This is a genomic window from Aliiroseovarius sp. S253, from assembly GCF_049800855.1.
Lineage (GTDB): Bacteria > Pseudomonadota > Alphaproteobacteria > Rhodobacterales > Rhodobacteraceae > Aliiroseovarius.
The window spans coordinates 401,254-422,805 of sequence record NZ_JBNAFW010000001.1 but is presented as its reverse complement, the minus strand read 5'-3'; the positions used below and the strand labels follow the sequence as shown (position 1 = coordinate 422,805).

20 protein-coding genes are annotated in these 21,552 nt (G+C 59.9%); 9 read left to right on the top strand and 11 right to left on the bottom strand.

From position 1 onward, the window contains the following. Positions 1 to 30: 30 nt before the first annotated feature. The gene (locus ACP15F_RS02105; RefSeq protein WP_424939197.1) at positions 31 to 942 is read left to right on the top strand and encodes a cation diffusion facilitator family transporter; all 912 of its coding nucleotides are present in this window, start codon (positions 31 to 33) and stop codon (positions 940 to 942) included. Here ACP15F_RS02105 and ACP15F_RS02100 read toward each other — a convergent pair. From ACP15F_RS02100 to ACP15F_RS02075, 6 genes are all read right to left on the bottom strand, one after another. Continuing rightward, a complete protein-coding gene (locus ACP15F_RS02100) occupies positions 939 to 2,957 on the bottom strand; it encodes a M3 family metallopeptidase (RefSeq protein ID WP_424939196.1) in 2,019 nt (672 codons plus the stop codon). The genes ACP15F_RS02105 and ACP15F_RS02100 overlap by 4 nt on opposite strands. 55 nt (positions 2,958 to 3,012) lie before the next feature. Further along, on the bottom strand, positions 3,013 to 3,408 hold the full coding sequence (locus tag ACP15F_RS02095) for an ACT domain-containing protein (protein ID WP_424939195.1): 396 nt from the start codon (positions 3,406 to 3,408) through the stop codon (positions 3,013 to 3,015). Positions 3,409 to 3,562: 154 nt separating this feature from the next. Beyond that, the gene (gene moeB, locus ACP15F_RS02090; RefSeq protein ID WP_424939194.1) at positions 3,563 to 4,594 is read right to left on the bottom strand and encodes a molybdopterin-synthase adenylyltransferase MoeB; all 1,032 of its coding nucleotides are present in this window, start codon (positions 4,592 to 4,594) and stop codon (positions 3,563 to 3,565) included. 1 nt (position 4,595) lies between these two features. After that, the gene (dut, locus tag ACP15F_RS02085; protein ID WP_424939193.1) at positions 4,596 to 5,060 is read right to left on the bottom strand and encodes a dUTP diphosphatase; all 465 of its coding nucleotides are present in this window, start codon (positions 5,058 to 5,060) and stop codon (positions 4,596 to 4,598) included. Between the two features lie 48 nt (positions 5,061 to 5,108). Next, a complete protein-coding gene (coaBC, locus tag ACP15F_RS02080; protein WP_424939192.1) occupies positions 5,109 to 6,308 on the bottom strand; it encodes a bifunctional phosphopantothenoylcysteine decarboxylase/phosphopantothenate--cysteine ligase CoaBC in 1,200 nt (399 codons plus the stop codon). A gap of 66 nt (positions 6,309 to 6,374) precedes the next feature. Further along, a complete protein-coding gene (locus tag ACP15F_RS02075; RefSeq protein ID WP_424939191.1) occupies positions 6,375 to 7,160 on the bottom strand; it encodes a ChaN family lipoprotein in 786 nt (261 codons plus the stop codon). A gap of 82 nt (positions 7,161 to 7,242) precedes the next feature. Between ACP15F_RS02075 and cobU the strand changes: the two genes are divergently transcribed. The 4 genes from cobU (at position 7,243) to ACP15F_RS02055 (ending at position 10,881) form a co-directional block, all read left to right on the top strand. Then, complete coding sequence (gene cobU, locus ACP15F_RS02070; RefSeq protein WP_424939190.1) at positions 7,243 to 7,785, top strand: bifunctional adenosylcobinamide kinase/adenosylcobinamide-phosphate guanylyltransferase; 543 nt, start codon at positions 7,243 to 7,245, stop codon at positions 7,783 to 7,785. Positions 7,786 to 7,787: 2 nt separating this feature from the next. Further along, the gene (locus ACP15F_RS02065) at positions 7,788 to 8,366 is read left to right on the top strand and encodes a histidine phosphatase family protein (RefSeq protein ID WP_424940928.1); all 579 of its coding nucleotides are present in this window, start codon (positions 7,788 to 7,790) and stop codon (positions 8,364 to 8,366) included. Positions 8,367 to 8,423: 57 nt separating this feature from the next. Further along, entirely contained in the window at positions 8,424 to 9,305 is an 882-nt protein-coding gene (locus ACP15F_RS02060; protein ID WP_424939189.1) for a glutathione S-transferase, read from the top strand. A 64-nt stretch (positions 9,306 to 9,369) separates the two neighbouring features. Then, positions 9,370 to 10,881 carry a YifB family Mg chelatase-like AAA ATPase gene (locus ACP15F_RS02055; protein WP_424939188.1) on the top strand — a complete coding sequence of 504 codons (1,512 nt, stop codon included), beginning with the start codon at positions 9,370 to 9,372 and terminating at the stop codon, positions 10,879 to 10,881. Here the strand turns inward: ACP15F_RS02055 and ACP15F_RS02050 are convergent. The 4 genes from ACP15F_RS02050 to rsmI all read right to left on the bottom strand — a co-directional run bounded on the left by ACP15F_RS02050 (position 10,869) and on the right by rsmI (position 14,002). Next, a complete protein-coding gene (locus ACP15F_RS02050; protein ID WP_424939187.1) occupies positions 10,869 to 11,780 on the bottom strand; it encodes an alpha/beta hydrolase in 912 nt (303 codons plus the stop codon). The two genes, ACP15F_RS02055 and ACP15F_RS02050, sit on opposite strands and share 13 nt — an antisense overlap. Further along, positions 11,777 to 12,718, bottom strand: coding sequence for a glutathione synthase (gene gshB / locus ACP15F_RS02045; protein ID WP_424939186.1), 942 nt, complete (start codon positions 12,716 to 12,718; stop codon positions 11,777 to 11,779). Before gshB ends, ACP15F_RS02050 begins: the two co-directional genes overlap by 4 nt. Before the next feature lie 76 nt (positions 12,719 to 12,794). Continuing rightward, positions 12,795 to 13,148, bottom strand: a complete 354-nt coding sequence (locus ACP15F_RS02040) for a YraN family protein (protein WP_424939185.1) — start codon at positions 13,146 to 13,148, stop codon at positions 12,795 to 12,797. Then, entirely contained in the window at positions 13,145 to 14,002 is an 858-nt protein-coding gene (gene rsmI / locus ACP15F_RS02035) for a 16S rRNA (cytidine(1402)-2'-O)-methyltransferase (protein ID WP_424939184.1), read from the bottom strand. The genes ACP15F_RS02040 and rsmI overlap by 4 nt, the downstream gene beginning before the upstream one ends. Positions 14,003 to 14,081: 79 nt before the next feature. On the opposite strand from rsmI, the gene ACP15F_RS02030 reads away from it, so the two are divergent. Genes ACP15F_RS02030 through murJ form a run of 3 tightly spaced genes read left to right on the top strand, consistent with a single transcriptional unit; the run spans position 14,082 to position 19,562 of the window. Further along, positions 14,082 to 15,254 carry an ABC transporter substrate-binding protein gene (locus ACP15F_RS02030; protein WP_424939183.1) on the top strand — a complete coding sequence of 391 codons (1,173 nt, stop codon included), beginning with the start codon at positions 14,082 to 14,084 and terminating at the stop codon, positions 15,252 to 15,254. Continuing rightward, complete coding sequence (locus tag ACP15F_RS02025; protein WP_424939182.1) at positions 15,241 to 18,024, top strand: [protein-PII] uridylyltransferase; 2,784 nt, start codon at positions 15,241 to 15,243, stop codon at positions 18,022 to 18,024. Before ACP15F_RS02030 ends, ACP15F_RS02025 begins: the two co-directional genes overlap by 14 nt. Continuing rightward, entirely contained in the window at positions 18,024 to 19,562 is a 1,539-nt protein-coding gene (gene murJ, locus ACP15F_RS02020; RefSeq protein ID WP_424939181.1) for a murein biosynthesis integral membrane protein MurJ, read from the top strand. The genes ACP15F_RS02025 and murJ overlap by 1 nt, the downstream gene beginning before the upstream one ends. A 61-nt stretch (positions 19,563 to 19,623) precedes the next feature. On the opposite strand, the gene ACP15F_RS02015 is transcribed toward murJ, so the two are convergent. Then, positions 19,624 to 20,310, bottom strand: coding sequence for a rhomboid family intramembrane serine protease (locus ACP15F_RS02015; RefSeq protein WP_424939180.1), 687 nt, complete (start codon positions 20,308 to 20,310; stop codon positions 19,624 to 19,626). A gap of 98 nt (positions 20,311 to 20,408) precedes the next feature. Between ACP15F_RS02015 and trpS the strand changes: the two genes are divergently transcribed. Further along, positions 20,409 to 21,434 (top strand): tryptophan--tRNA ligase, encoded by a 1,026-nt coding sequence (gene trpS, locus ACP15F_RS02010; RefSeq protein WP_424939179.1) that lies wholly within the window; start codon positions 20,409 to 20,411, stop codon positions 21,432 to 21,434. Positions 21,435 to 21,552: the final 118 nt, after the last annotated feature.

Below are 21,552 nucleotides of genomic sequence, written 5' to 3'. Positions count from 1 at the left end.
CCCCCTGCCCCTGTGAGCTAGCCCAGAACCATGAGCAGACCCGAGAACACCAGACTGAACCTGTCCGCAGGCGCCGCATCAGCGCTTGTTGCGGTCACGCTTGTGGCGTTGAAGCTGTGGGCGCTGGGCGAAACGCAGGCACTGTCCGTGGCCGCATCGCTGGCCGACAGTGCGATGGATCTGATGGTGTCGCTTGGAGCGCTGGCCGCGATTTGGTACGCGTCACGCCCCGCTGATGAAGATCACGCTTTCGGCCATTCCTCGGCCGAGGATCTGGCAGCACTTGGGCAAAGCCTGTTCATCATGGTGTCGGCAGGGATCATCGCATGGGCGGCTGTGGCACGTCTGCTATCAGGCGAGCCCGCGCCAATCATGTCCCATGAAAGCGGCATCTTCGTCATGGTGGTATCCATCGTGCTGACACTGGCGCTGGTCCTATGGCAGCGCCACGTCGCGACCCGCACCGGGTCGGCAGTGGTGAAGGCCGACAGCCTGCATTATCTGGGCGACTTGATCCCCAATATCGGCGCAATCCTGTCCCTGTGGGCTGCAGCTTGGTTCGGGATGGAGCAGATCGACAGCGTCGTCGCCATTGGTGCCGCGATTATGCTGGCGGTAGGTGCGTTGCGCATCTTCAAAACCGCATGGGACGGGTTGATGGACCGCGCCGCCGATCCGGCCGTGATCGAAGGGGTCGAGGCCATCACCCGCGACCATCCCGGCATCTACGGATTTCACGACCTGAAGACGCGCCGGTCAGGATCGATCACCTTTATCAATATGCATATCGAGCTGGATGGCACACAATCATTGGACGAAGCGCATTCCATCGGTGCCAGCCTGCGCCGCGCCATATTGCGGGCCTACCCCAATACCGATGTGCTGATCCACAAGGATCCGGTGGGGGTCGAAACGCATCCGGACGACCCCCAGAAAAGTTAGGCCAACCCACGCCCTTTCAGCAGAGGCTCCACTCCGGGTAGGCGCCCCCGGAACGCGGTGTACAGATCTGCCGCGTCTACCGATCCGCCTTTCGACAGAATGTGCTCTTCTAGCTTTTCGGCCATGGCCGGGTCGAAGGCGTCGCCCGTTTCCGTGAACGCATCGAACGCGTCGGCGTCCATCACCTCGGACCACATATAGCTGTAGTAGCCCGACGAATATCCATCGCCAGCAAAGACATGGGCGAAATGCGGTGTCGCGTGGCGCATTCGAATGGCCGAGGGCATGCCAATCCGTTCCAATGTCGCCGCCTGCGCCTCCATCGGGTCGGCAGGCGCAGCCCCGTCATGGAAATCCAGATCGACAATGGCCGAGGACAGGAATTCAACTGTCTGGAACCCCGTGTCATGGGTCGACGCAGCCAGCAGCTTGTCCAAAAGCGCCTTCGACATTGCCTCGCCGGTTTTGGCATGCGTGGCGAACTTGCCCAGAACCTCGGGCACTTCCAGCCAGTGTTCGTAAAGCTGGCTGGGCAGCTCGACGAAATCGCGGGCGACTGAAGTGCCGGAAATCGACGAATAGGTCACATCGGACAGCATTTGGTGCAGCGCGTGGCCGAATTCATGGAACAGCGTCCGCGCGTCGTCCCACGACAGAAGGCCGGGCTGGCCGTCTTCGGGCTTGGCGAAATTGCAGACATTCACGACGATGGGGCGGATGTCGCCTGCCAGTTTTTGCTGGCTGCGCATCGCCGAACACCACGCGCCCGAACGCTTAGACCCACGGGCGAAATAGTCGCCCACGAAGACTGCGATATGCTGGCCATTTCGGGTCACTTCCCATGCGCGCGCGTCGGGGTGATAGAGCGTCACGTCCAAGGGCGCGAACTCCAACCCGAACAGGCGGTTCGCGGTGTCAAACGACGCCTCGATCATACGGTCGAGTTGCAGGAACGGCTTGATCTCGGCCTCGTCCAGATCATGTTCCGCCTCGCGACGGCGCTCTGCGTAAAAGTGCCAGTCCCACGGTTCCAGATCGCCGTTATGGCCATCTGCATGCAGCATTTCGGTCATGCGGGCTGCGTCTTTGTTGGCCGCATCGCGGGCGGGTTCCCAGACCTGCATCAGCAGATCGCGCACCCGGTCGGGGGTGCCGGCCATCTCGGTCTCGAGCTTGAAGGCCGCGAAGCTGTCATAGCCCAACAGGCGCGCGCGTTCTTCGCGCAGGGACAGGGTTTCGGCGGCAATCGCGCGGTTGTCAGTGTCACCTCCGTTCGCGCCACGGGCGGTGTAAGCTTCATATGCTTTTTGGCGCAGATCGCGGCGGGTGGAATGCTGCAAAAACGGCGTGATGACCGAGCGCGAGAGCGTCACCGCAGGCCCGTCCACTTCCTTCTCGGCCCCGGCGGCGCGGGCGGCGTCCAGAACGAAATCGGGCAGACCCTCCAAATCATCCGCACCCAAAGGCATGAACCAGCTGCGTTCATCCGCCAGAAGGTTCTGGGTGAACTCGGTCCCCAGCGTGGCGAGGCGCTCCAACACCTCTTTCAACCGATCACGATCCGCACCTTGAAGTAGCGCGCCGGAGCGCACGAAGTTGCGACGAGTCAACATCAACACGCGATCCTGTTCGTCGGTCAGATCCAGTGTCTCGCGGGACTGCCACAGCGTCTCGATCCGCTGAAATAGGTCCGCGTTCATCGTCACCTCGGACGAGAACGCTGCCAATAAGGGCGAGAACGTGCGCTGCAACTCCTCACGCGCGGGGCTGCTGTCAGCCCCCGCCACGTTGTAGAACACACCCAAAACGCGGTCGAGCGGCGCGTCTGCAAGTTCTAGCGCCTCGATCGTGTTGGCGAAGCTAGGAGCGTCGGAATTGTCGGTAATCGCAGCAATCGCCGCGCGGGTGTCGTCTAATGCGGCATGAAAAGCCGGTTCGAAATCGGCGTCCGTGATCCGGTCAAACGGCGGCAGCTCAAAGGGCGTGTCCCAAGCGGACAGAAGCGGGTTGGTCATGGGGATCTCCTTTGAAGGGAAGCTAGGTGGGGTGAGGGAGAAAGGGAAGGAGTAGTCAGCGTTTTGACATGGCCTTTAGAACGTCCATTGCGTCATGCTCGCGTCCATCCGGCACAAACAAATGGTCGTGAAAAAATCCTGAGACAGGATTTACGCCCATGTCGTGCTTTGCAAGTTCAGTGGCAATCCGTGCCATGAAGCCAACCGCTTCAAGCGACGAATGAATGTTAAGAGTGATCATTCGGCACGGAAATTCATAGCGCAGCCCAAGCTTTTCAGCTTCGGATTTCAGTAAAATGTAAGTTGTACCTTCTGACTCTTTAAAAGTCATACGGGGTTCGATGACCGGCAGTGGTTGACCCGGCGGAACGGTCACAAACACATACACCCCCTCAACAAGAACTGCCGAAAGGGATCTAATCAGTTCGTCCAAATTGGTCTCACCGCTCATGGTGGGTTACCTCCATTAATCTGACTTGGCACAGTTATTTGCGAAGGATGAACGGATGTGTCGCGTTGCGTGGTTGGCCAACATTGCAGTCAACGCTTTGGAGTTGCAAATGGACACCGATATCCCGAACATGATTGCGGATATCCCAACGCTGTCACCCACAAGTCTCACACCCATCCCGCTGCTTCGTCTTGATCACGCGCGTTTCCGCATACATAGCGTCATAGATCAGCATCCGCCCACGAAGGCCCTCGCCAGCGCCGGTGATTTCTTTCACCGCTTCCGTGGCCATGATGCCGCCGATGATGGCAGGCAGAGGTCCGACGACGCCAGCTTCCGAGCAGCTAGGAGCAAGGCCCGGTGCGGGGGCTTCGGGGAAGATGCATTGATAGCAGGGCGCGCCACGCGCAGGATCGAAAGTCGAGACCTGCCCCTCCCACTGGCTGAGCGCGCCTCCGATGACGGGTTTCCCAAGCTTGGCCGCCACACGGTTCACCAGATAGCGGGTCTCGAAATTGTCCGAGCCTTCAAGGATCAGGTCATATTCGGCCAGCAACTCGTCCGCGATGTCGTCAGTCAAACGGCGTTGATATGGGCGGACCTCGATGGCAGGGTTTTGGGCGCGCATGGCAGCTTCAGCCGAGAAAACCTTCGGAACACCAATATCGGCATCGCGGTGGATGACCTGCCGCTGAAGGTTTGAGTTGTCGACCACATCGTCGTCGATCACACCAAGGGTGCCAACCCCCGCCGCCGCCAGATATAGCAGCACCGGCGAGCCCAGTCCTCCTGCACCAATCACCAATACCTTGGCTTCTTTTAAGGCGACTTGCCCCGGCCCACCGATTTCGCGCAACACGATGTGGCGCGCATAGCGATCAAGCTCGATATCTGTGAACGGACCGTCATCGGTGTCAGCTTGCGGCGCATCTGGCACACGTGCCTTCAGCCATGCTAGACCTCGACCATAAAGCGCGGCCAATCCGATCGCTGCAAAGAATACCGCCCAGATTGTGAAGTTTCCGCCCAGACCGGTAGTGATTGGGTTGCCCGCGGGCAGGACCGCAAAGCTCAGCAGAACGACGGTGGCCAACAGTCCGGTCAGATACCAGCGTTGCGACCTAGTGAACCGCAAATAGGCACCACCCAACCAGATCAAAGCCAATGTCAGCAGAACCCAAGACATCTTAGCCGCGCCCCGTAGACCCGAAGCCACCTTCACCGCGCGTGGTGCCACCCAGCGCATCCACCTGCACATAATCCGCCTGCACGACCGGAGCGATCACGGCCTGCGCGATACGCTCGCCGTGGCCGATAGTGAAGGGGTCGGCCCCAAGATTGATCAGGATCACCCCTAGCGGCCCTCGATAATCGCTATCGATGGTGCCCGGCGCATTTGCCAGCGTCACGCCGTGCTTCGCTGCCAGCCCAGACCGGGGGCGGATTTGCATCTCGTATCCTTCAGGTATTTCGACGCGCAGACCGGTGGGCACGATACGGCGTTCCATCGGAGCCAGCACCCAACCATCCGCACGATCCGCATCGGGAAGGTTGGCGCGCAAATCGGCCCCTGCAGCGCCGGCAGTCTCATAGGATGGAAGCGCCACGGACGCGTCTGAACCCTCATCGCGAATGACTTTGATCTGTGGCATCTGCCCCTCATTTTCTTACTTCAAATATCCCCGCCGGAGGCACGAATTCTATTCATCCAACGCCTCGGCAATCCGTGCGGCAAGCTGGCGGGCAACGTCGTCCTTGCCCATACGCGGCCAGACATCTACGCCGTCCTTAGAAATCAACGTCACAGCGTTTTCGCTGCCCCCCATGATCCCAGTCTCGGGGCTAACGTCGTTGGCCACGATCCAATCACAGCCCTTACGTTCGCGTTTCGCGGTGGCATTGGCCATGACGTCATCGGTTTCCGCAGCGAACCCCACGACCAGCGCAGGGCGTCCCTTCTTCATCTTCGACACCCGGGCCAGAATGTCGGGGTTCTCGTCAAACTTCAGAACCGGCAGGCTGCCCTTGCCATCCTTCTTGATCTTGCTTTTCGAGGCCGAGGCGACACGCCAATCGGCCACGGCGGCGGCAAAGACGGCAGCATCGGCGGGCAAGGCGGCTTTCACGGCCTTCAGCATCTCTTGCGCGGTTTGCACTTTTACCACATTCACCCCTTCAGGTGGCGGCACGTCTGCCGGGCCAGTGACAAAGGTCACATCCGCCCCAAGCGCAGCCAAAGCATTGCCCAGCGCGGTACCTTGTGCCCCGGATGACCGGTTGGCGATATAGCGCACCGGGTCGATCGGTTCATGCGTCGGGCCCGAGGTGACAAGCACATGCTTGCCGGTCAAGGGACCGTCCATCAGGGCCGCTTCGACGGCGGACACAATCTCAAGTGGCTCAGACATACGGCCGGGACCGAACTCGCCACAGGCCATTGCGCCTTCATTCGGACCGACAAACAACACGCCGTCGCCTTTCAATGTTTCAACATTGCGCTGACAGGCTGGGTGTTCCCACATGCGCACGTTCATCGCGGGCGCGACCAGCACGCGCTTGTCCGTCGCCATCAAAAGGGTCGAGGCCAAATCGTTCGCAAGCCCCCCCGCCATCTTGCCCAGAAGGTCCGCCGTTGCTGGCGCAACCACCACCAGATCGGCAGCGCGTGAGAGCTCGATATGACCCATCTCGGCCTCGTCCGTCAGATCGAACAGATCGGTATAGACCTTGTTCGCTGTCAGCCCGGACGCGGACAGTGGCGTCACGAACTCTTGCCCAGCTTTGGTGATCACGGGCGTGACCTCGGCTCCGCGTTCGCGCAGGCGCCGGATCAGGTCCAAAGATTTGAAGGCTGCGATGCCGCCGCCGATGATCAGAAGGATATGTTTGCCAGCCAGCATGGGGATCCCCTTTTAAGTACAATCAAACAGTTACGGGAGCACGGCCTGCCTTTCAATGGGCAGGTTCTATTTGAACTGTGCGCATGGATCAGGCCGATCCGGCGTGGGGGCATCCAAAACGATGTCAAACCCGCCTTCAGGTGGCACGCCATCCTCGCCCTGTCCGACCGAAATCACCGTCATTTCCGACGCAACCCGCGCCAGATAGGCGGGCACGCCCCAGTCTTTGCGTGCGTGGCCGTTTCCGGTGATGACCACCACTGGCCCGCCCGTGTCGGTGACGGCCTGAACCACACCAGCCGCCAGAGTGGCATCGCGCAGCCGTTGTACCTCGATCATGCCACCCATCATCTCGCGCGGCATGGCTTCACAATGGGCCTGGAACTGAAGTTCGACCCTTTGTTCGTGCTGATCTTCCGGCAGTGCTTCGGTCAGGCCATAGGCCACCGCATCCCCTTGAAAATGCGCCTCAACCCCATCCGCATAGGTCGCGCGCGCCACATCTCGGGGCACTGCGGCCCCAATGACCGGGCCGTCATGCGCCTGAAAAACCGGCAGATACATCTGGAAATCCGGCCATCCTGTTTCGGCCCATCGGTCAGCAAACCCGGCGGGATCAGCGGCCAGCTTTTCCGCATCCTCCTGCCCCAACATCTCGATCACAAGCGCGGACGGGACTATTGCCTGCACGATTTGAACTTGCGCCGCGTGATGGGTGGGATTGTCGTGCACCTCGCCCACAATCACAACATCAGCGGTCTTCAGACGCGACAGGTCTTCTAAGGTTAACGCTGCCTGTTGAGCGCAGGCGGGCGAGACCAACAAAGTCTGGGCAATGAAAAATTGTTTCATGGGAAAAGGTTAGGACGTGGGCGCGAACGTCTCAAGCGCTTTCGTCTTGACGGGCCATAGGCGGCAATGCCACGTCGGATGGATGAGTATTTCACTTCCCCCACTGACCCTTGTGCTGGGCGGCGCGGCGTCCGGCAAGTCGGACTATGCCGAACGGCTGGTCACGGCCACCGAACGCCCGATGTTATATATCGCCACAGCCCAGCCCTTTGACGCCGAGATGGATGACAAGATCGCCCGGCACCAAGCACGGCGGGGGGAAGGCTGGCGCACGATCGAAGCGCATCTGAATGCCGCTGATGCCGTTACCTGTGCACGGGAAGACGAGGTCGTGCTGTTCGATTGCGCAACCATGTGGTTGTCGAACCAACTGTTTGCCGAAACAAATTTGGGTGACGCTGAAGTCGCTTTGTTCAAGGCCATGTCCGACTGCGCGGCCCCGGTTGTCGTCGTCTCGAACGAGGTTGGCGCGGGAATTGTGCCTGAGAACGCCTTGGCGCGGAGATTCCGTCAGGCTCAGGGCGAGCTGAACCAGCGCTTTGCCCAGCGTGCGGATCTGGTCATCACTGTGATGGCGGGTCTGCCTTTGGCGCTGAAAGGTTCTCTGCCGGACGGCACGCCATGAGCATGCCGGTCACGTGGTGGTGGGTGCGCCATGGCCCGACCCATGCCAAAAACATGGTAGGTTGGCGGGATCTGCCAGCGGACCTGTCGGACACAGCGGCCCTTGCCCGTTTGGCGGATCATCTGCCGGAAAGCGCCGCAGTCATCTCAAGCGATCTGATCCGCGCCGCTGCCACGGCGGATGCCATTGGAAATGGTCGGACCCGCCTGCCCCATCACCCCGACCTGCGCGAATTTCATTTCGGAGAGTGGGATGGTCTAGGCTGGCAAGAGGTCTCGGATCGCGATCCAGACTTGTCGCGCGCCTTTTGGGAAACGCCGGGGGATCACGTCGCGCCAGGTGGCGAAAGCTGGAATCAACTGTCGGCGCGGGTGTCGGGCGTGGTGGACGGGCTGAACGGCGCGGGGCACGGCAACATCATCGCGGTCGCCCATTTCGGCGTGATCCTGACCCAGATTGCGCGGGCGGGCGGCATGAGCGCCTATGACGCGCTTGGCCATAAGATCGACAACCTGTCGGTCACGCGACTGCATTGGGATGGGGCGGTCTGGTCTGTCGGGGACATCAATCACCTGCCGTGAACAACTGCGTCACAAATTGGAAATTGCGCACCGGTCACGCCACGTTAATCTGTGTGCATGAGTTATGACCTTTATATCGGCGACCAGACATTTTCGAGCTGGTCCCTGCGCGGATGGCTGATGTTCGAAGCGTTCAACATCCCCTTCCGCACCCATTTGGCTGGCCTCTATAGCGGCACGTTGAAAGAAGATTTGGCCGAACTGGCCCCGGCGCGGTTTGTGCCTGTGATGAAGACGCCGGACGGTGTGCCGGTGGGGGACACTCTGGCGATGGCCGAGACCTTGGCCGAGCGTCACCCCTATGCGGGGCTGTGGCCCGAAGATCCCGCCGCCCGCGCATTGGCGCGATGGCTGGTTGCAGAAATGCATTCGGGTTTCGGCGCTTTACGTGGCGATTGTCCGATGCAGCTGTTGGGGGTGGTCGAGGGGTTTGAACCCTCCGATGCAGTTTTGGCCGATCTGGCCCGGATCGAAGAGCTGTGGTCGATAGCACGCACAAAATTTGGCCGGGCCGACAGCCCTTGGCTGTTCGGGGACTATTCGCTGGCGGATGTGTTCTATGCCCCCGTGGCCGCACGGATCGCTGGGTTTGGACTGCCGATCAGCGCGGAAGCTGGGGCGTATGTCTCGGCACATCTGGCCGACCCAGTGTTTCGCCGCTGGCGCGCGGTTGGGCTTTTGAAGTCCTATGATCCGGTGCCCTATATCGACGGGCTGCCCTTGGCGGCTTGGCCCGGCCCTGCCCCTATGGCCGCCGTGGCCTGTGAAGGCCCGTCGCTCAACGACACCTGCCCCTATTCCGGCGATCCGGTCACGGATTTTCTGAAGCTGGACGGACGGGCCTGGGGCTTCTGTAATCCCGGCTGTCGCGACAAGACGGTGAAAGACCCGGAAGCATGGCCTGCCTTCATGGAGATGGTCGCTGCACACAACGGTTAGCTCTGCAATTAACCTTTTGCTAACCATGCCGGTCTAGCCTGCCTGAAAAGGGGCAGGCTAGATCATGGTGGCACGCATCAGCACGGTGGCGTTCGAAGGCATCGACGCCAAAATAGTTGAGGTCGAATGCGCCCTCTCGCCCGGTCTACCGGGCTTTGCGATCGTAGGCTTGCCAGACAAAGCCGTCTCGGAAGCGCGCGAACGGGTACGCGCGGCGCTGGCGTCAATGTCCGTCGCCCTACCCCCACGCAAAATCACCATCAACATGTCGCCTGCGGATATGCCCAAGGAAGGTTCGCATTTCGATCTGCCCATCGCACTGGCCCTTCTGGCTGAAGCCGGGTTGGTCAATCGTGAAGAGCTGGCGGGCACATTGGCCATCGGGGAATTGTCGCTGGACGGATCCTTGATCCCGGTATTGGGGGCTTTGCCCGCCGCGCTGGCCGCTGCCGAATACGAGCTGGACCTGATTTGCCCAAAGGCCTGCGGGTCTGAAGCTGCGTGGATCGACGCCACAAAGGTTTTAGCAGCCGACAGCCTTGCTGGAGTACTTCAACACTACACCGGACAATCACCCATCGTGCCTGCATCGGCCGGACAGGTCACAACCGAAACCACGACCAAAGACTTGGCCGAGGTGAAAGGTCAGGAGCGCGCTAAACGGGCGCTAGAGATTGCCGCTGCGGGGCGCCACCACTTGCTAATGATCGGCACGCCCGGATCGGGCAAGTCGATGTTGGCCGCACGCCTTCCGGGCATTCTGCCACCGCTGTCGGCACGTGAGGCGCTGGAAACCTCGATGATTCACTCCGTGTCCGGTCTGTTAGACGCGGGCGGGATCTCGCAAACGCGACCCTTTCGCGCGCCGCATCACACAGCATCGATGGCGGCGATCGTGGGCGGTGGACGTGGTGCAAAGCCCGGAGAGATAAGTTTGGCCCATAACGGCGTCTTGTTCATGGACGAATTTCCCGAGTTCAACCGACAAACGCTGGAAACCTTGCGCCAACCACTGGAAACCGGTGATGTGACCGTCGCACGGGCTAATGCGCATCTGCGCTATCCCAGCCGATTCCTGCTGGTGGCCGCCGCCAACCCCTGTAAATGCGGTTACTTGACCGACGCTGGACGCGCCTGCAATCGCGCCCCAAATTGCGGGGCGGACTATATGAGTAAGATATCGGGGCCTTTGCTAGACCGGTTCGACCTGCGGCTCGAGGTGCCTCCTGTCAGCTTTCAAGACCTCGATCTTCCGGCAACGGGAGAGCCATCCTCGGCCATTGCGACCCGCGTGGCAGAAGCACGAGCGCGACAAACGGAACGCTATGCCAACCAGCCCGAGGTCACAACGAATTGCGATATCGAAGGGGATCTGCTGGCGCAGGTGGCCACCCCTGATCAAGAGGGGCGCGAGATTCTGAACAAGGCGGCTGATCGCTTTGGCCTTACCGCACGCGGGTATCATCGCGTGTTGCGCGTGGCGCGTACGATTGCGGATCTGGATGGGGCCGATCACGTGAGCCGCAGCCACGTGGCCGAGGCGCTGGGATATAGACTGGTCGGTCAGGCTGCGTGATCGGAGAGGGTTTTCTTGATTGCTTCAGCGATGCGACGCACAGATTGATTGGCTTCGGGCAACTGACCCGCGAACATCTGCCAGACATGAGGCAGGCCGTCGGCCTCATGCAGATTAACGGATACGCCCTGATCTTCCAACACCTTCGCCATGCGGCGAGCATCATCCAGAAAAATCTCAGAACGGCTGACGGTGATCAAAACCGGAGTGGACCCCGTGAAGTCGGCAAAAAGCGGACTGGCGCGAGGGTCACGCGGGTCGGCACCATCGAGATAGTATTTGGCAAGCTCATCCATCCGTTCGGCGGGCAGCACAACTTCGGTCGCGTCATTTTCGCGTATCGACGCACCGCTGGTCGTCAAATCGGTCAGCGGCGAAAGAGCAATAGTCAGCGCAGGCTTTGGCAACCCCAGCGCTACGATCTGCGATAGCAGCGCTAAGGCCAATCCACCTCCGGCACTGTCGCCGCCAAGGACGATAGCCCGGCCAGGATGGGCCGCGAGAACCTCGCGGTAGATAGCAAGCGCATCGTCAGGGGCTGCGGGAAAGGGGTACTCTGGGGCTAGGCGATAGGCGGGCAATAGCGCTCGCACCCCGGCCGTTCGCGCGATGCGGCCAACCATATTACGCACGGTATTGGGCGACCCGAAGAAGTAACCACCACCGTGGAAGTACAGAAGGATCGGCGCATCATCGGGCACGCCTGGATCAATCTCCATCACCGGACGAGTCAAATCATGCCAAGTATAATGAAGCCCGCGCGGGGGGTGCAAAGAAAGGCGCGTCACCCGCTCGAACCGTCTGCGCACACGGCCCACTGTTTCGGGCGTAGCGCGGGTTAGCGCCGGACGCTCAGTCAGGCGCAGCCACAGGTTCAGGGGACGACGCAGCCAGCTCATGCGCGGCGGGCTTCGATGGCCTGCCAGATCTTCTCGGCGACATTGGTGCCGTCAAATCGCTCCAGCTCTTGAATACCGGTAGGAGAGGTCACGTTGATCTCGGTTAGATAATCACCAATCACATCAATGCCGACAAAGATCTGGCCTTTCTCGCGCAAAAGCGGGCCGATAGCGGCGCAGATTTCGAGGTCGCGCTCGGTCAGGCCGATCTTCTCGGGCCGACCACCCACATGCATATTTGAACGAGTTTCGCCCTCTGCCGGAACGCGGTTGATCGCGCCGACGGGTTCCCCATCCACAAGGATGACACGCTTATCGCCATTCGACACGTCGGGCAGGAATTTCTGTGCAATCAGGGGCTCACGATTGATGCCAGCGAACAGCTCGTGCAACGAGGCAAGGTTGCGGTCATTTTCGTCCAAACGGAACACGCCAGCGCCGCCATTTCCGTAAAGCGGCTTCAAGATGATGTCGCCATGAGTGTGCTTGAACGATTTCAGCGTTTCAAAATCGCGCGCGATCATGGTCGGGGGCGTCAAGTCGGGGAATTCCAGAACCAAAAGCTTCTCGGGGTAGTTGCGCACCCAGAACGGGTCATTCACCACCAAAGTGTCTGGGTGGATCATGTCCAGAATATGCGTCGTGGTGATATAGCCCATGTCAAAGGGCGGATCTTGGCGCAGCCAGACCACGTCCATCTCGGCCAGATCGATGTCCTGAAGTTCGCCCAAGGTGAAGTGATTGCCCTGTTGACGGCGTACGGTCAGCGGCCAGCCTCGTGCCACAACACGACCTTCGCGATAGGATAGCTGGTCGGGAGTGTAATAGAAAAGACTATGCCCGCGCGCCTGTGCTTCTTCCGCGATGCGAAAAGAACTGTCGGCATTGATGTCGACATGGTCGATCGGGTCCATTTGAATGGCAACTTTAAGCGACATGGGGGGCTCCGTCTGAATTCAGTCCCCCATAAATGGGGCAGAGCAGCCCGTGGCGCAATGGGGTCTACACCCCATTTCAATAACCCAGCGCATTTTCAACGATTTGAACCTCGCCTACCTCGTTCACCAATGCCACGTCGAAACGGCTAGGCGTCAGATCCCCCTTGGGTTCGCCACACAGAAATTCCGCCGCCGTCTGATAAAGGCGCTTGATCTGAGCTTTGGACAGGGCTTCGGCGGCGCGCATGAAATCACGGGATTTCTTTACTTCGACAAAGATCACTTCATCGCGGTCGCGTACGATCAAATCAATCTCGCCGCGTTTACCCCGCCAGCGTCGAAACGCCACTTGCCGCCCGCCTTCTTGATAGGCGCGGGCCACACTGTCTTCGGCGGCGATGCCGGACAGGTATGAGACCATTCCGCTCATGCATCGCGCTCCATCGCCAGTGCAGCCTGATACACCTTGCGTCGCGGCAGTCCGGTGGCCTGTGTCACCATCGCGACCGCATCCTTCATGCTCATATCCTTCAAGGCATTGCCCAGCATCTGTTCAAGATCCACTTCTTCAGTGCCCGTTTCGGACGGCCCCAGCACAAGGGCGATTTCGCCTTTCAGCGTCATATCCGCGATCTGATCGAAAAGGTCCTGCACCGTTCCACGCCGAATTTCCTCAAATTTCTTAGTCAGCTCCCGACAAATCGCGGCTGAGCGAGATTTGGCTTCAGTCGAACACAGTTCTTCTAACAGACGATTAATGCGTTTGGGGCTTTCGTAGATAATCAACGTGGCGGGAATGGCCAGAAGCTCTGACAGCCATTTCTGGCGCGCGCCTTTGGCCGAAGGGGCAAACCCCGCGAAACAAAACCGGTCGGAGGGCAGACCAGACAGGCTAAGCGCTGTGATCGCGGCGGTTGCCCCCGGAAGCGCGGTCACGAACCCGCCATCCTGTGCCACGTCCCGCGCCAGCGCAAAGCCAGGATCTGCCACAAGTGGGCTGCCGGCCTCGCTGGCATAGGCAACGGACTTGCCTTGCCCGATCAGCTTCATGATCCCGTCGCGCCCGGCCTGACCCGAGTGATCGTGATAGGCAATCAGCATGCGGTCGCCCAGCGAAATCCCGTGGATCTCGAGCAGTTTACGGGTGGTCCGGGTGTCTTCAGCGGCGATCACGTCTGCCGAGGCCAGAACATCCAGAGCACGCAGCGTGATATCGCGTGCGTTTCCAATGGGGGTTGCGACCAGATAAAGTCCGGGATCAAGGGGAGTAATCAGGGGTTTCACACTGGACCTGCCTGTTCTGAGGGTTATTATGCAGCTGTCTGTCGGGGTGCGTTCTGCCTCGCCCGGGAAAGGATATTGTATGTTTGCCGTTTTCTCACGTACCCGCAAGGCGCTGGGTGCACTGACCGCCGTTGCGTCGCTTTCTGCCCTTGTTGCCTGTAATGTTGCAGCCCCGCAAGTCGGCCAGAATATCAACACCAATAAACCCGTGCCCGTTGCCCTTCTGGTGCCGTCAGGGTCCGGCTCTGCCAATGATGCAAACTTGGCGAAGTCGCTGGAAAATGCCGCCCGTCTGGCCATGTCCGAATTATCGGGTGTCACCATCGACCTGCGCGTCTATAGCACCGCGGGCAATGCGAATCAGGCGGCCTCGATGGCGACCAAGGCGGTGAATGACGGTGCGAAGATCATCCTTGGCCCGGTCTTTGCCCAAAGCGCCAACGCTGCCGGTGTGGCCGTATCGCGCCGCAACGTGAACGTGCTGAGCTTTTCGAACAATCCCAGCATCGCGGGCGGCAACGTCTTCATTCTGGGCAACACATTCCAAAACACGGCCAACCGCCTGACCCGCTTTGCTGCACGTCAGGGCAAAGGCCGCATTATGGTCTTGAATGGCAATGATCAGGCCGAGGCGCAGGGACGTGCCGCAATCGAGGCGGCGATCCAGAACTCTGGCGCAACGCTGGCGGGCACGGCCTCGTTCGAACTGTCGCAAAATGGTATCGTCAACGCGCTGCCAGCCATCAGCTCGCAAGTACGTAGCTCAGGGGCGCAGTCGATCTTCTTGACCTCGGGCACCTCTGGCGCACTGCCCTTCTTGGCGGGTCTCTTGCCTGAAAACGGCGTAAATCCTGCAAGCATCCAGTATATCGGCCTGCAGCGTTGGGACATCCCGGCCAACGCCAAGTCCCTGCCCGGACTTCAGGGCGGTTGGTTCGCGATTCCGGATCCCGCGCTGAGCAACCGATTTGCCGGACGGTATCAGGCCAAGTATGGCGCAGCACCGCACCCAATTGCCGGACTGGCCTATGATGGCGTCGCCGCCATCGGTGCGCTGGTCAAGGCGGGTAAAGCAAATGCCCTAACCACCACCGCACTGACCCAGCCGCAAGGCTTTGTCGGTGTAAACGGCATCTTCCGCCTGCGTGGCAACGGAACGAACGACCGCGGCTTGGCCATTGCCCAGATCCAAAACGGTCAGGTCGTCATCATCGACCCGGCGCCCAGAAGCTTCTCCGGTGCCGGTTTCTGAGGCCGACCGGAGCGATCCGGACCAATTGGCGGGGCGGTTGATCTGCCCTGCCGAAGATATCTTGAATGAAAGCGCCCTATGGCAGCGACTTGAACAGGCTTTCGAGGACGCCAAGGACGCATCCGAAATTCGCAAACTGACAGTTGCCGAACTGCGCACCAGCATGAAGGCCGGCCGCGCTAAAATCGCTGACGCTCTGTCAAATGCACCGCTGGATGCCCACCCCGCCATTGCCGCCTATAGCCACTTGACCGATGGCCTTGTGCGCTGCGTCCACCGTGTCGCAACCGAACGCCTGCACCCATTGCCCATCCCCACCACTGCCGAACGCATCGCAGTGATCGCCGTTGGCGGCTATGGACGCGGAGAAATGGCGCCGCAATCCGATGTGGATTTGCTGTTTCTGACCCCCTACAAGATCACCGCCTGGGCGGAAAGCGTCATCGAAAGCATGCTTTACATGCTGTGGGATCTGCGGCTGAAAGTGGGTCACGCCTCGCGCACGATCGACGATTGCCTGCGGCTGGGCCGCGAGGATTACACCATCCGCACCGCCCTGCTAGAGCAACGCCCCGTTTGCGGTGACGCCGAACTGGCCCAGGAACTGGACGACCGCCTTTGGAAAGACCTGTTCAACGACACGCTGGCCGAATTCATCGAAGCCAAACTGGCCGAGCGTGACACCCGCCATGTCAAACAGGGGCAACGCTATGTTGTCGAACCCAATGTAAAAGAGGGTAAAGGCGGGCTGCGTGACCTGCAAACGCTGTTCTGGGTTGCCAAGTACCAACACCGCGTGGGCCACCCGTCCGAGCTGGTCTCGAAAGGGGTCTTCACCGAGGACGAGTTTGACACCTTCCGCGACGCTGAAAGCTTTCTGTGGGCGGTGCGCTGTCAGTTGCATCTGCTGACCAATCGCCCCTCGGACCAACTGACCTTCGATCTGCAGGTCGAAGTCGCGGACCGGCTTGGGTTCAAAGACACCGAAGGCCGCCGTGCAGTCGAGCACTTTATGCAGGTCTATTTTCGCCATGCCACACAGGTGGGAGACCTGACGCGGATCGTGTTGACGGCGCTGGAAGCGCAGCATCTGAAGAAAGAGCCGCGCCTGATGCGGCTTCTGAAACGTCGCCGCAAACTGAAGCATGGCTTTGTTGAACAGCAGGGCCGTCTGGATGTGCCGGACGAGACCGCGTTCCTATCCGATAAGCTGAACCTGCTGCGCATCTTCGAAGAGGGTCTGCGCACAGGCATGTTGATCCATCCCCATGCCATGCGGCTGGTCTCGCACAATCTGCATCTGATCGATGACGAAGTGCGCGAAAACAAGGAAGCCATCCGCATCTTCCTTGATCTGCTGTTGAAACACGGCAACCCCGAACGCGCGCTGCGCCGGATGAACGAGCTGGGCGTCTTGTCCGCCTTCATCCCTGAATTCGAGCCCATCGTGGCGATGATGCAGTTCAACATGTACCACTCGTACACGGTGGACGAACACACGATTCAGGTAATCTCGAACTTCGCACAGATCGAACGGCACGAGCTGGAAGATGAGCTGCCGATCAGCTCGGAAATCATCAACAAAGGTGTCAATCGCAAGACCCTGATGGTGGCGATGCTGCTGCACGACATCGGCAAGGGGCGACCGCAAGATCACTCGGTTCTGGGCGCAAAGATTGCCCGCAAAGTGGCCCCGCGTCTAGGAATGACACAACGGGAATGCGAGACGGTCGAATGGCTGGTGCGTTATCACCTGCTGATGTCCGACATGGCGCAGAAGCGCGATATTTCAGACCCGCGCACGGTGCAGGATTTCGCGAAAGCGGTTCGCTCGGTTCGGCGGCTGGATCTGCTGACCGTTCTGACCGTTTGTGACATTCGCGGCGTCGGGCCGGATACGTGGAACAACTGGAAAGCCACACTGATCCGCACGCTGTACAACCAGACCCGCCGGGTTCTGGAAGACGGGACCGAGGCGTTGAATCGTGAAAGCCGCGGGGCGGACAGTAAACGCGCACTGCGCAAAGAACTCGCCGACTGGAAGCCCAAGGATCTGAAGACAGAAACCGCCCGGCACTATGATGCCTATTGGCAGGGGCTTCATGTCTCGGCACATGCTGTCTTTGCCCGGCTTCTACGCGACATTCAGGACAACGAAGTTCGGATCGAGCTGGAGCCGGATCAGGACCGCGACGTCACCCGCGTCTATTTTGTACTGGCCGACCATCCCGGAATCTTCTCGCGCCTTGCTGGCGCGCTGACCTCGGTCGGGGCCAACATCGTGGACGCGCGCACATATACATCGAAGGACGGCTATGCGACCGCGTGCTTCTGGGTGCAAGACGCCGATGGCAGCCCGTTCGACGTGGCTAAGCAAAAGCGCCTGACACAGATGACTCACAAAATCCTGAAGGGCGAGGTCGTTGCGCGCGATGCTATTGCTGGCCGCGACAAGATCAAGAAACGTGAACGCGCCTTCAAAGTGCCCACCACGATCGCCTTCGACAATGAAGGATCCGAGATCTATACGATCATCGAGGTCGATACCCGCGACCGCCCTGGCCTGCTATACGACCTGACCCGCACACTGGCCGATGCGAATGTCTATATTGCCTCTGCCGTGATCGCGACCTATGGCGAACAGGTGGTGGACAGCTTCTATGTCAAAGACATGTTTGGTCTGAAATTCTATGCAGAACACAAGCAGGATCTGCTTGCAGATAAACTGCGCACCGCCATTGAAAAGGGCGCGGAAAGGGCGACAGCGTAATGGCATCAAGATTGGCCAGGGGTTTCATGACCGTCGGAGGCTGGACCATGGCCAGCCGCATCCTTGGCTTCGTGCGCGACATTATGATCGGCGCGTTTCTGGGATCCTCGGCCGTGGCCGAAGCGTTTCTGATCGCGTTCTCGCTGCCGAACATGTTCCGTCGCTTCTTTGCGGAAGGTACGCTGAACGTGGCCTTCGTGCCGATGTTCGCCAAGAAACACGAAGGTGGGGACGGCGCATTGGAGTTCGCCCGCGATGCGTTCTCCGGGCTCGCGTTCATATTGGTGATCTTCTCGATCATTGCGCAGATTTTCATGCCCGCGCTGGTCTATGCGATGGCGTCGGGCTTTACGGTGGACAGCCGGTTTGATCTGGCCGTCACCTATGGGCGGATTGCCTTCCCCTATATCCTGTTCATTTCACTGGCGGCTCTTTTGTCAGGGGTTCTGAACGCCACCGGGCGCTTCGTGGCCGCTGCTGCCGCCCCGGTGCTTTTGAACGTGATCTTCATCGCAGCGATGCTGTGCGCGGACTATATGGGTATCGACATCGGCACGGCACTAGCGTGGACCGTACCGGTTGCAGGCATCGCACAAGTCGCGCTGGTCTGGGTGGCTGCCAACCGCGCGGGATACCGTCTGATTCCACGTATGCCGCATATGACGCCCGAACTGAAACGATTGGCCATCATCGCCGCCCCCGCAGCCCTTGCGGGGGGAGTGACCCAGATCAACCTTCTGGTGGGACGGCAGGTCGCCAGCTTCTATGAGGGCGCGGTGGCGTGGCTTTACTATGCCGATCGCCTGTACCAACTTCCCTTGGGCGTCGTCGGTATCGCTATCGGCATCGTACTTCTGCCGGAACTGTCACGTAATCTGCGCGCGGGCGATATGACCGCTAGTCGCGAGGCGCTTAGCCGTGCGGGCGAGATGTCGCTTGCCTTGACGATCCCCGCCGCTGTCGCCCTAATCGTGGTCCCCACCCAACTGATCGAAGTGCTATTTCAGCGCGGGGCCTTCTCGGCCGACGATACCGCCCGCACCGCAATGGCGACGGCCGTCTACGGCGTCGGCCTGCCCGCATTCGTTCTGCAAAAGGTGCTGGCGTCAGTCTATTTCGCGCGCGAGAACACCCGCACGCCCTTCCACTTCGCGCTAGTCGGCATGGTGGTGAACGCGGTGCTGGCCATCGGGCTAAGCTACTATCTGGGGTTCATCGCCGCTGCCATCGCCACCACGATAGCCGCGTGGACCATCACTGGCCTGACCTGGATCGGCGCTGCCCGAATTGGCGAAGACACGCGCTTTGACGCACGCTTCTGGTCCCGCTTCTGGCGCATCATCGCCGCAAGTTGGGCGATGGGTGCCCTCTTGTGGGTTCTTCTGATGGTAATGGGGCCGATGTTCGGCACGGCGGGGCTAAAGGTCGTCGCGCTTACGATTCTGGTCTTTGGCGGCATCGCAGCCTATGGCCTCTTTGGCCAGCTGTTCGGCGCTTTCCGACTGTCGGAAATTAAAGCCGCTTTCCGCAGAGGATAGAACTCGTTCTCATTTTCTTACTAAAAATATCCCGGGGTCCGGGGCTGGCCCCGGCCCGGCCTCACCGCTGACGCAGTCGATGCACCACGCGCGACCAACCACCGGGGCTCACCAGAAAGCTCAGCCCAAAGCCTGCGATGAAGCCCGACACCTCGGAAACCCAGTTCAGCCCCGCTCCAAATAGCAGTCCGAAAATCAACTGGATCCCCAGAAGAAACGCAATGATCCGAAAGGCCGAGAGCTGATTGCCCCCGGTCGCGCCCAATTGGGCCCACAGGATGAACGTGTAGGCTCCGATCAAGCCGTACACCGCTGGATAGCCACCAAAGAGCACGACGCCCGTGTCCCAAACCAACCAATAGACCAGCGCACCGACAATGGCGGACCCGAAATAGACGACCAGAAAGGCAAAGTTCGAAAAGACCTCTCCCACCATCTTGCCAAGCGCCAGAAGGAAGACGAGCACGAACAAAAGATGTGTGAAACTGAGATGCAAGAACGAGTAGGTGAAGAACCGCGCCATGTCCTTTAAGGGATAGCGCCCGTTTTCAACCATCCACGCGAATAGCGGCTCGCGAAAGCCCCAGTTCTCGATCGTGGCAATGCGCCAGCCTGCGGCCTCGGGCCCACCAATCAGCCCCTTGCTGCCGACCCAAAATACCAGTTCGATCCCGACAAGGAAAACAGCCAACGCAATCACCACCGGAGGCAGAGGATTGACGGGGCTTTCATCATGCGGATGGGTCATGCATTGCTCCTTCGCCGTCTTGTCGACGGGCTTTCCTTGACGGTCTCTGCCCAGCTAGGTAATCGACATGGGCACAGAATTCCAGACGGAGTAAACACATGACCAATCACACGCCGCGCGTATTTTCGGGGATCAAACCCTCGGGCGGGCTGACGCTGGGCAATTACCTTGGCGCCATCAAGCGTTTCGTGGACATGCAGGCACAGGATTTCGAGACGGTTTACTGCGTCGTCGACCTGCATGCCATCACCGTCTGGCAAGACCCGAAAGAGCTGACTGACGCAACCCGTGAAGTGGCCGCCGGCTTCCTTGCTGCAGGCATTGATCCCAGCCAGTCGATCTTGTTCAACCAAAGCCAAGTCCCAGCGCACGCGGAATTAGCATGGCTGTTCAACTGCGTGGCGCGCGTGGGTTGGATGAACCGGATGACCCAGTTCAAGGACAAGGCTGGCAAGAACGCCGAGCAAAGCTCGCTTGGGCTTTACGCCTATCCGTCGCTGATGGCGGCTGACATTCTGCTGTATCACGCGACCCACGTGCCCGTGGGTGAGGATCAGAAGCAGCATGTGGAACTGACGCGCGATATTGCGGCGAAGTTCAACCACGATTTCAAGGCAGAAGGCTTCTTCCCGCAGCCCGAGCCGATCATCGAAGGCCCGGCCACGCGCGTGATGAATCTGCGCGACGGCACCAAGAAGATGTCGAAGTCGGGTGAAAGCGACATGGAACGCATCAACATGACCGATGATGCCGACAAGATCGCCAAGAAGTTCAAGAAGGCAAAGACCGATCCAGAGCCTCTGCCCGAGACGCTGGAAGGTCTGAAGGATCGCCCCGAGGCCAAGAACCTTGTCGACATTTACGCGGGTCTGTCGGGCCTGACGAACGCACAGGTGATCACAGAGTACGCTGGCGCTGGCTGGGGCAAGTTCAAGCCCGCGCTGGCGGATCTGGCGGTCGAGAAGCTGGCACCGATCTCGGAAGAGATGTCGCGCCTGATGAACGACAAAGCCGAGATCGACCGTATTCTGGGCGAAGGCGCAGACAGGGCCGAGGCAATTGCCCAGCCTATTCTGGATCGCGCCTATGACATCACGGGCTTCCTGCGTTCGCGTAAGCGTTAAGTTTGGACCGGGGCCAGCCCCGGACCCCGGGATACTTTTGGTAAGAAAATGAGAGGCGCCCTGTCGTGGGCGCCTTTTTTCGTGATTTTGTGATTTCACGGGGCTGGGCTAGGCTGAA

Coding starts and splice junctions, on each gene's coding strand:
- ACP15F_RS02095 (WP_424939195.1), bottom strand. CDS start 3,408: ATGAGCGGTGAGACCAATTTGGACGAACTGATTAGATCCCTTTCGGCA.
- moeB (WP_424939194.1), bottom strand. CDS start 4,594: ATGTCTTGGGTTCTGCTGACATTGGCTTTGATCTGGTTGGGTGGTGCC.
- ACP15F_RS02075 (WP_424939191.1), bottom strand. CDS start 7,160: ATGAAACAATTTTTCATTGCCCAGACTTTGTTGGTCTCGCCCGCCTGC.
- ACP15F_RS02105 (WP_424939197.1), top strand. CDS start 31: ATGAGCAGACCCGAGAACACCAGACTGAACCTGTCCGCAGGCGCCGCA.
- ACP15F_RS02050 (WP_424939187.1), bottom strand. CDS start 11,780: ATGAGCTGGCTGCGTCGTCCCCTGAACCTGTGGCTGCGCCTGACTGAG.
- ACP15F_RS02065 (WP_424940928.1), top strand. CDS start 7,788: ATGCCGGTCACGTGGTGGTGGGTGCGCCATGGCCCGACCCATGCCAAA.
- ACP15F_RS02015 (WP_424939180.1), bottom strand. CDS start 20,310: ATGACCCATCCGCATGATGAAAGCCCCGTCAATCCTCTGCCTCCGGTG.
- ACP15F_RS02030 (WP_424939183.1), top strand. CDS start 14,082: ATGTTTGCCGTTTTCTCACGTACCCGCAAGGCGCTGGGTGCACTGACC.
- ACP15F_RS02040 (WP_424939185.1), bottom strand. CDS start 13,148: ATGAGCGGAATGGTCTCATACCTGTCCGGCATCGCCGCCGAAGACAGT.
- dut (WP_424939193.1), bottom strand. CDS start 5,060: ATGCCACAGATCAAAGTCATTCGCGATGAGGGTTCAGACGCGTCCGTG.
- gshB (WP_424939186.1), bottom strand. CDS start 12,718: ATGTCGCTTAAAGTTGCCATTCAAATGGACCCGATCGACCATGTCGAC.
- trpS (WP_424939179.1), top strand. CDS start 20,409: ATGACCAATCACACGCCGCGCGTATTTTCGGGGATCAAACCCTCGGGC.
- murJ (WP_424939181.1), top strand. CDS start 18,024: ATGGCATCAAGATTGGCCAGGGGTTTCATGACCGTCGGAGGCTGGACC.
- cobU (WP_424939190.1), top strand. CDS start 7,243: ATGAGTATTTCACTTCCCCCACTGACCCTTGTGCTGGGCGGCGCGGCG.
- ACP15F_RS02060 (WP_424939189.1), top strand. CDS start 8,424: ATGAGTTATGACCTTTATATCGGCGACCAGACATTTTCGAGCTGGTCC.
- ACP15F_RS02100 (WP_424939196.1), bottom strand. CDS start 2,957: ATGACCAACCCGCTTCTGTCCGCTTGGGACACGCCCTTTGAGCTGCCG.
- ACP15F_RS02055 (WP_424939188.1), top strand. CDS start 9,370: ATGGTGGCACGCATCAGCACGGTGGCGTTCGAAGGCATCGACGCCAAA.
- coaBC (WP_424939192.1), bottom strand. CDS start 6,308: ATGCTGGCTGGCAAACATATCCTTCTGATCATCGGCGGCGGCATCGCA.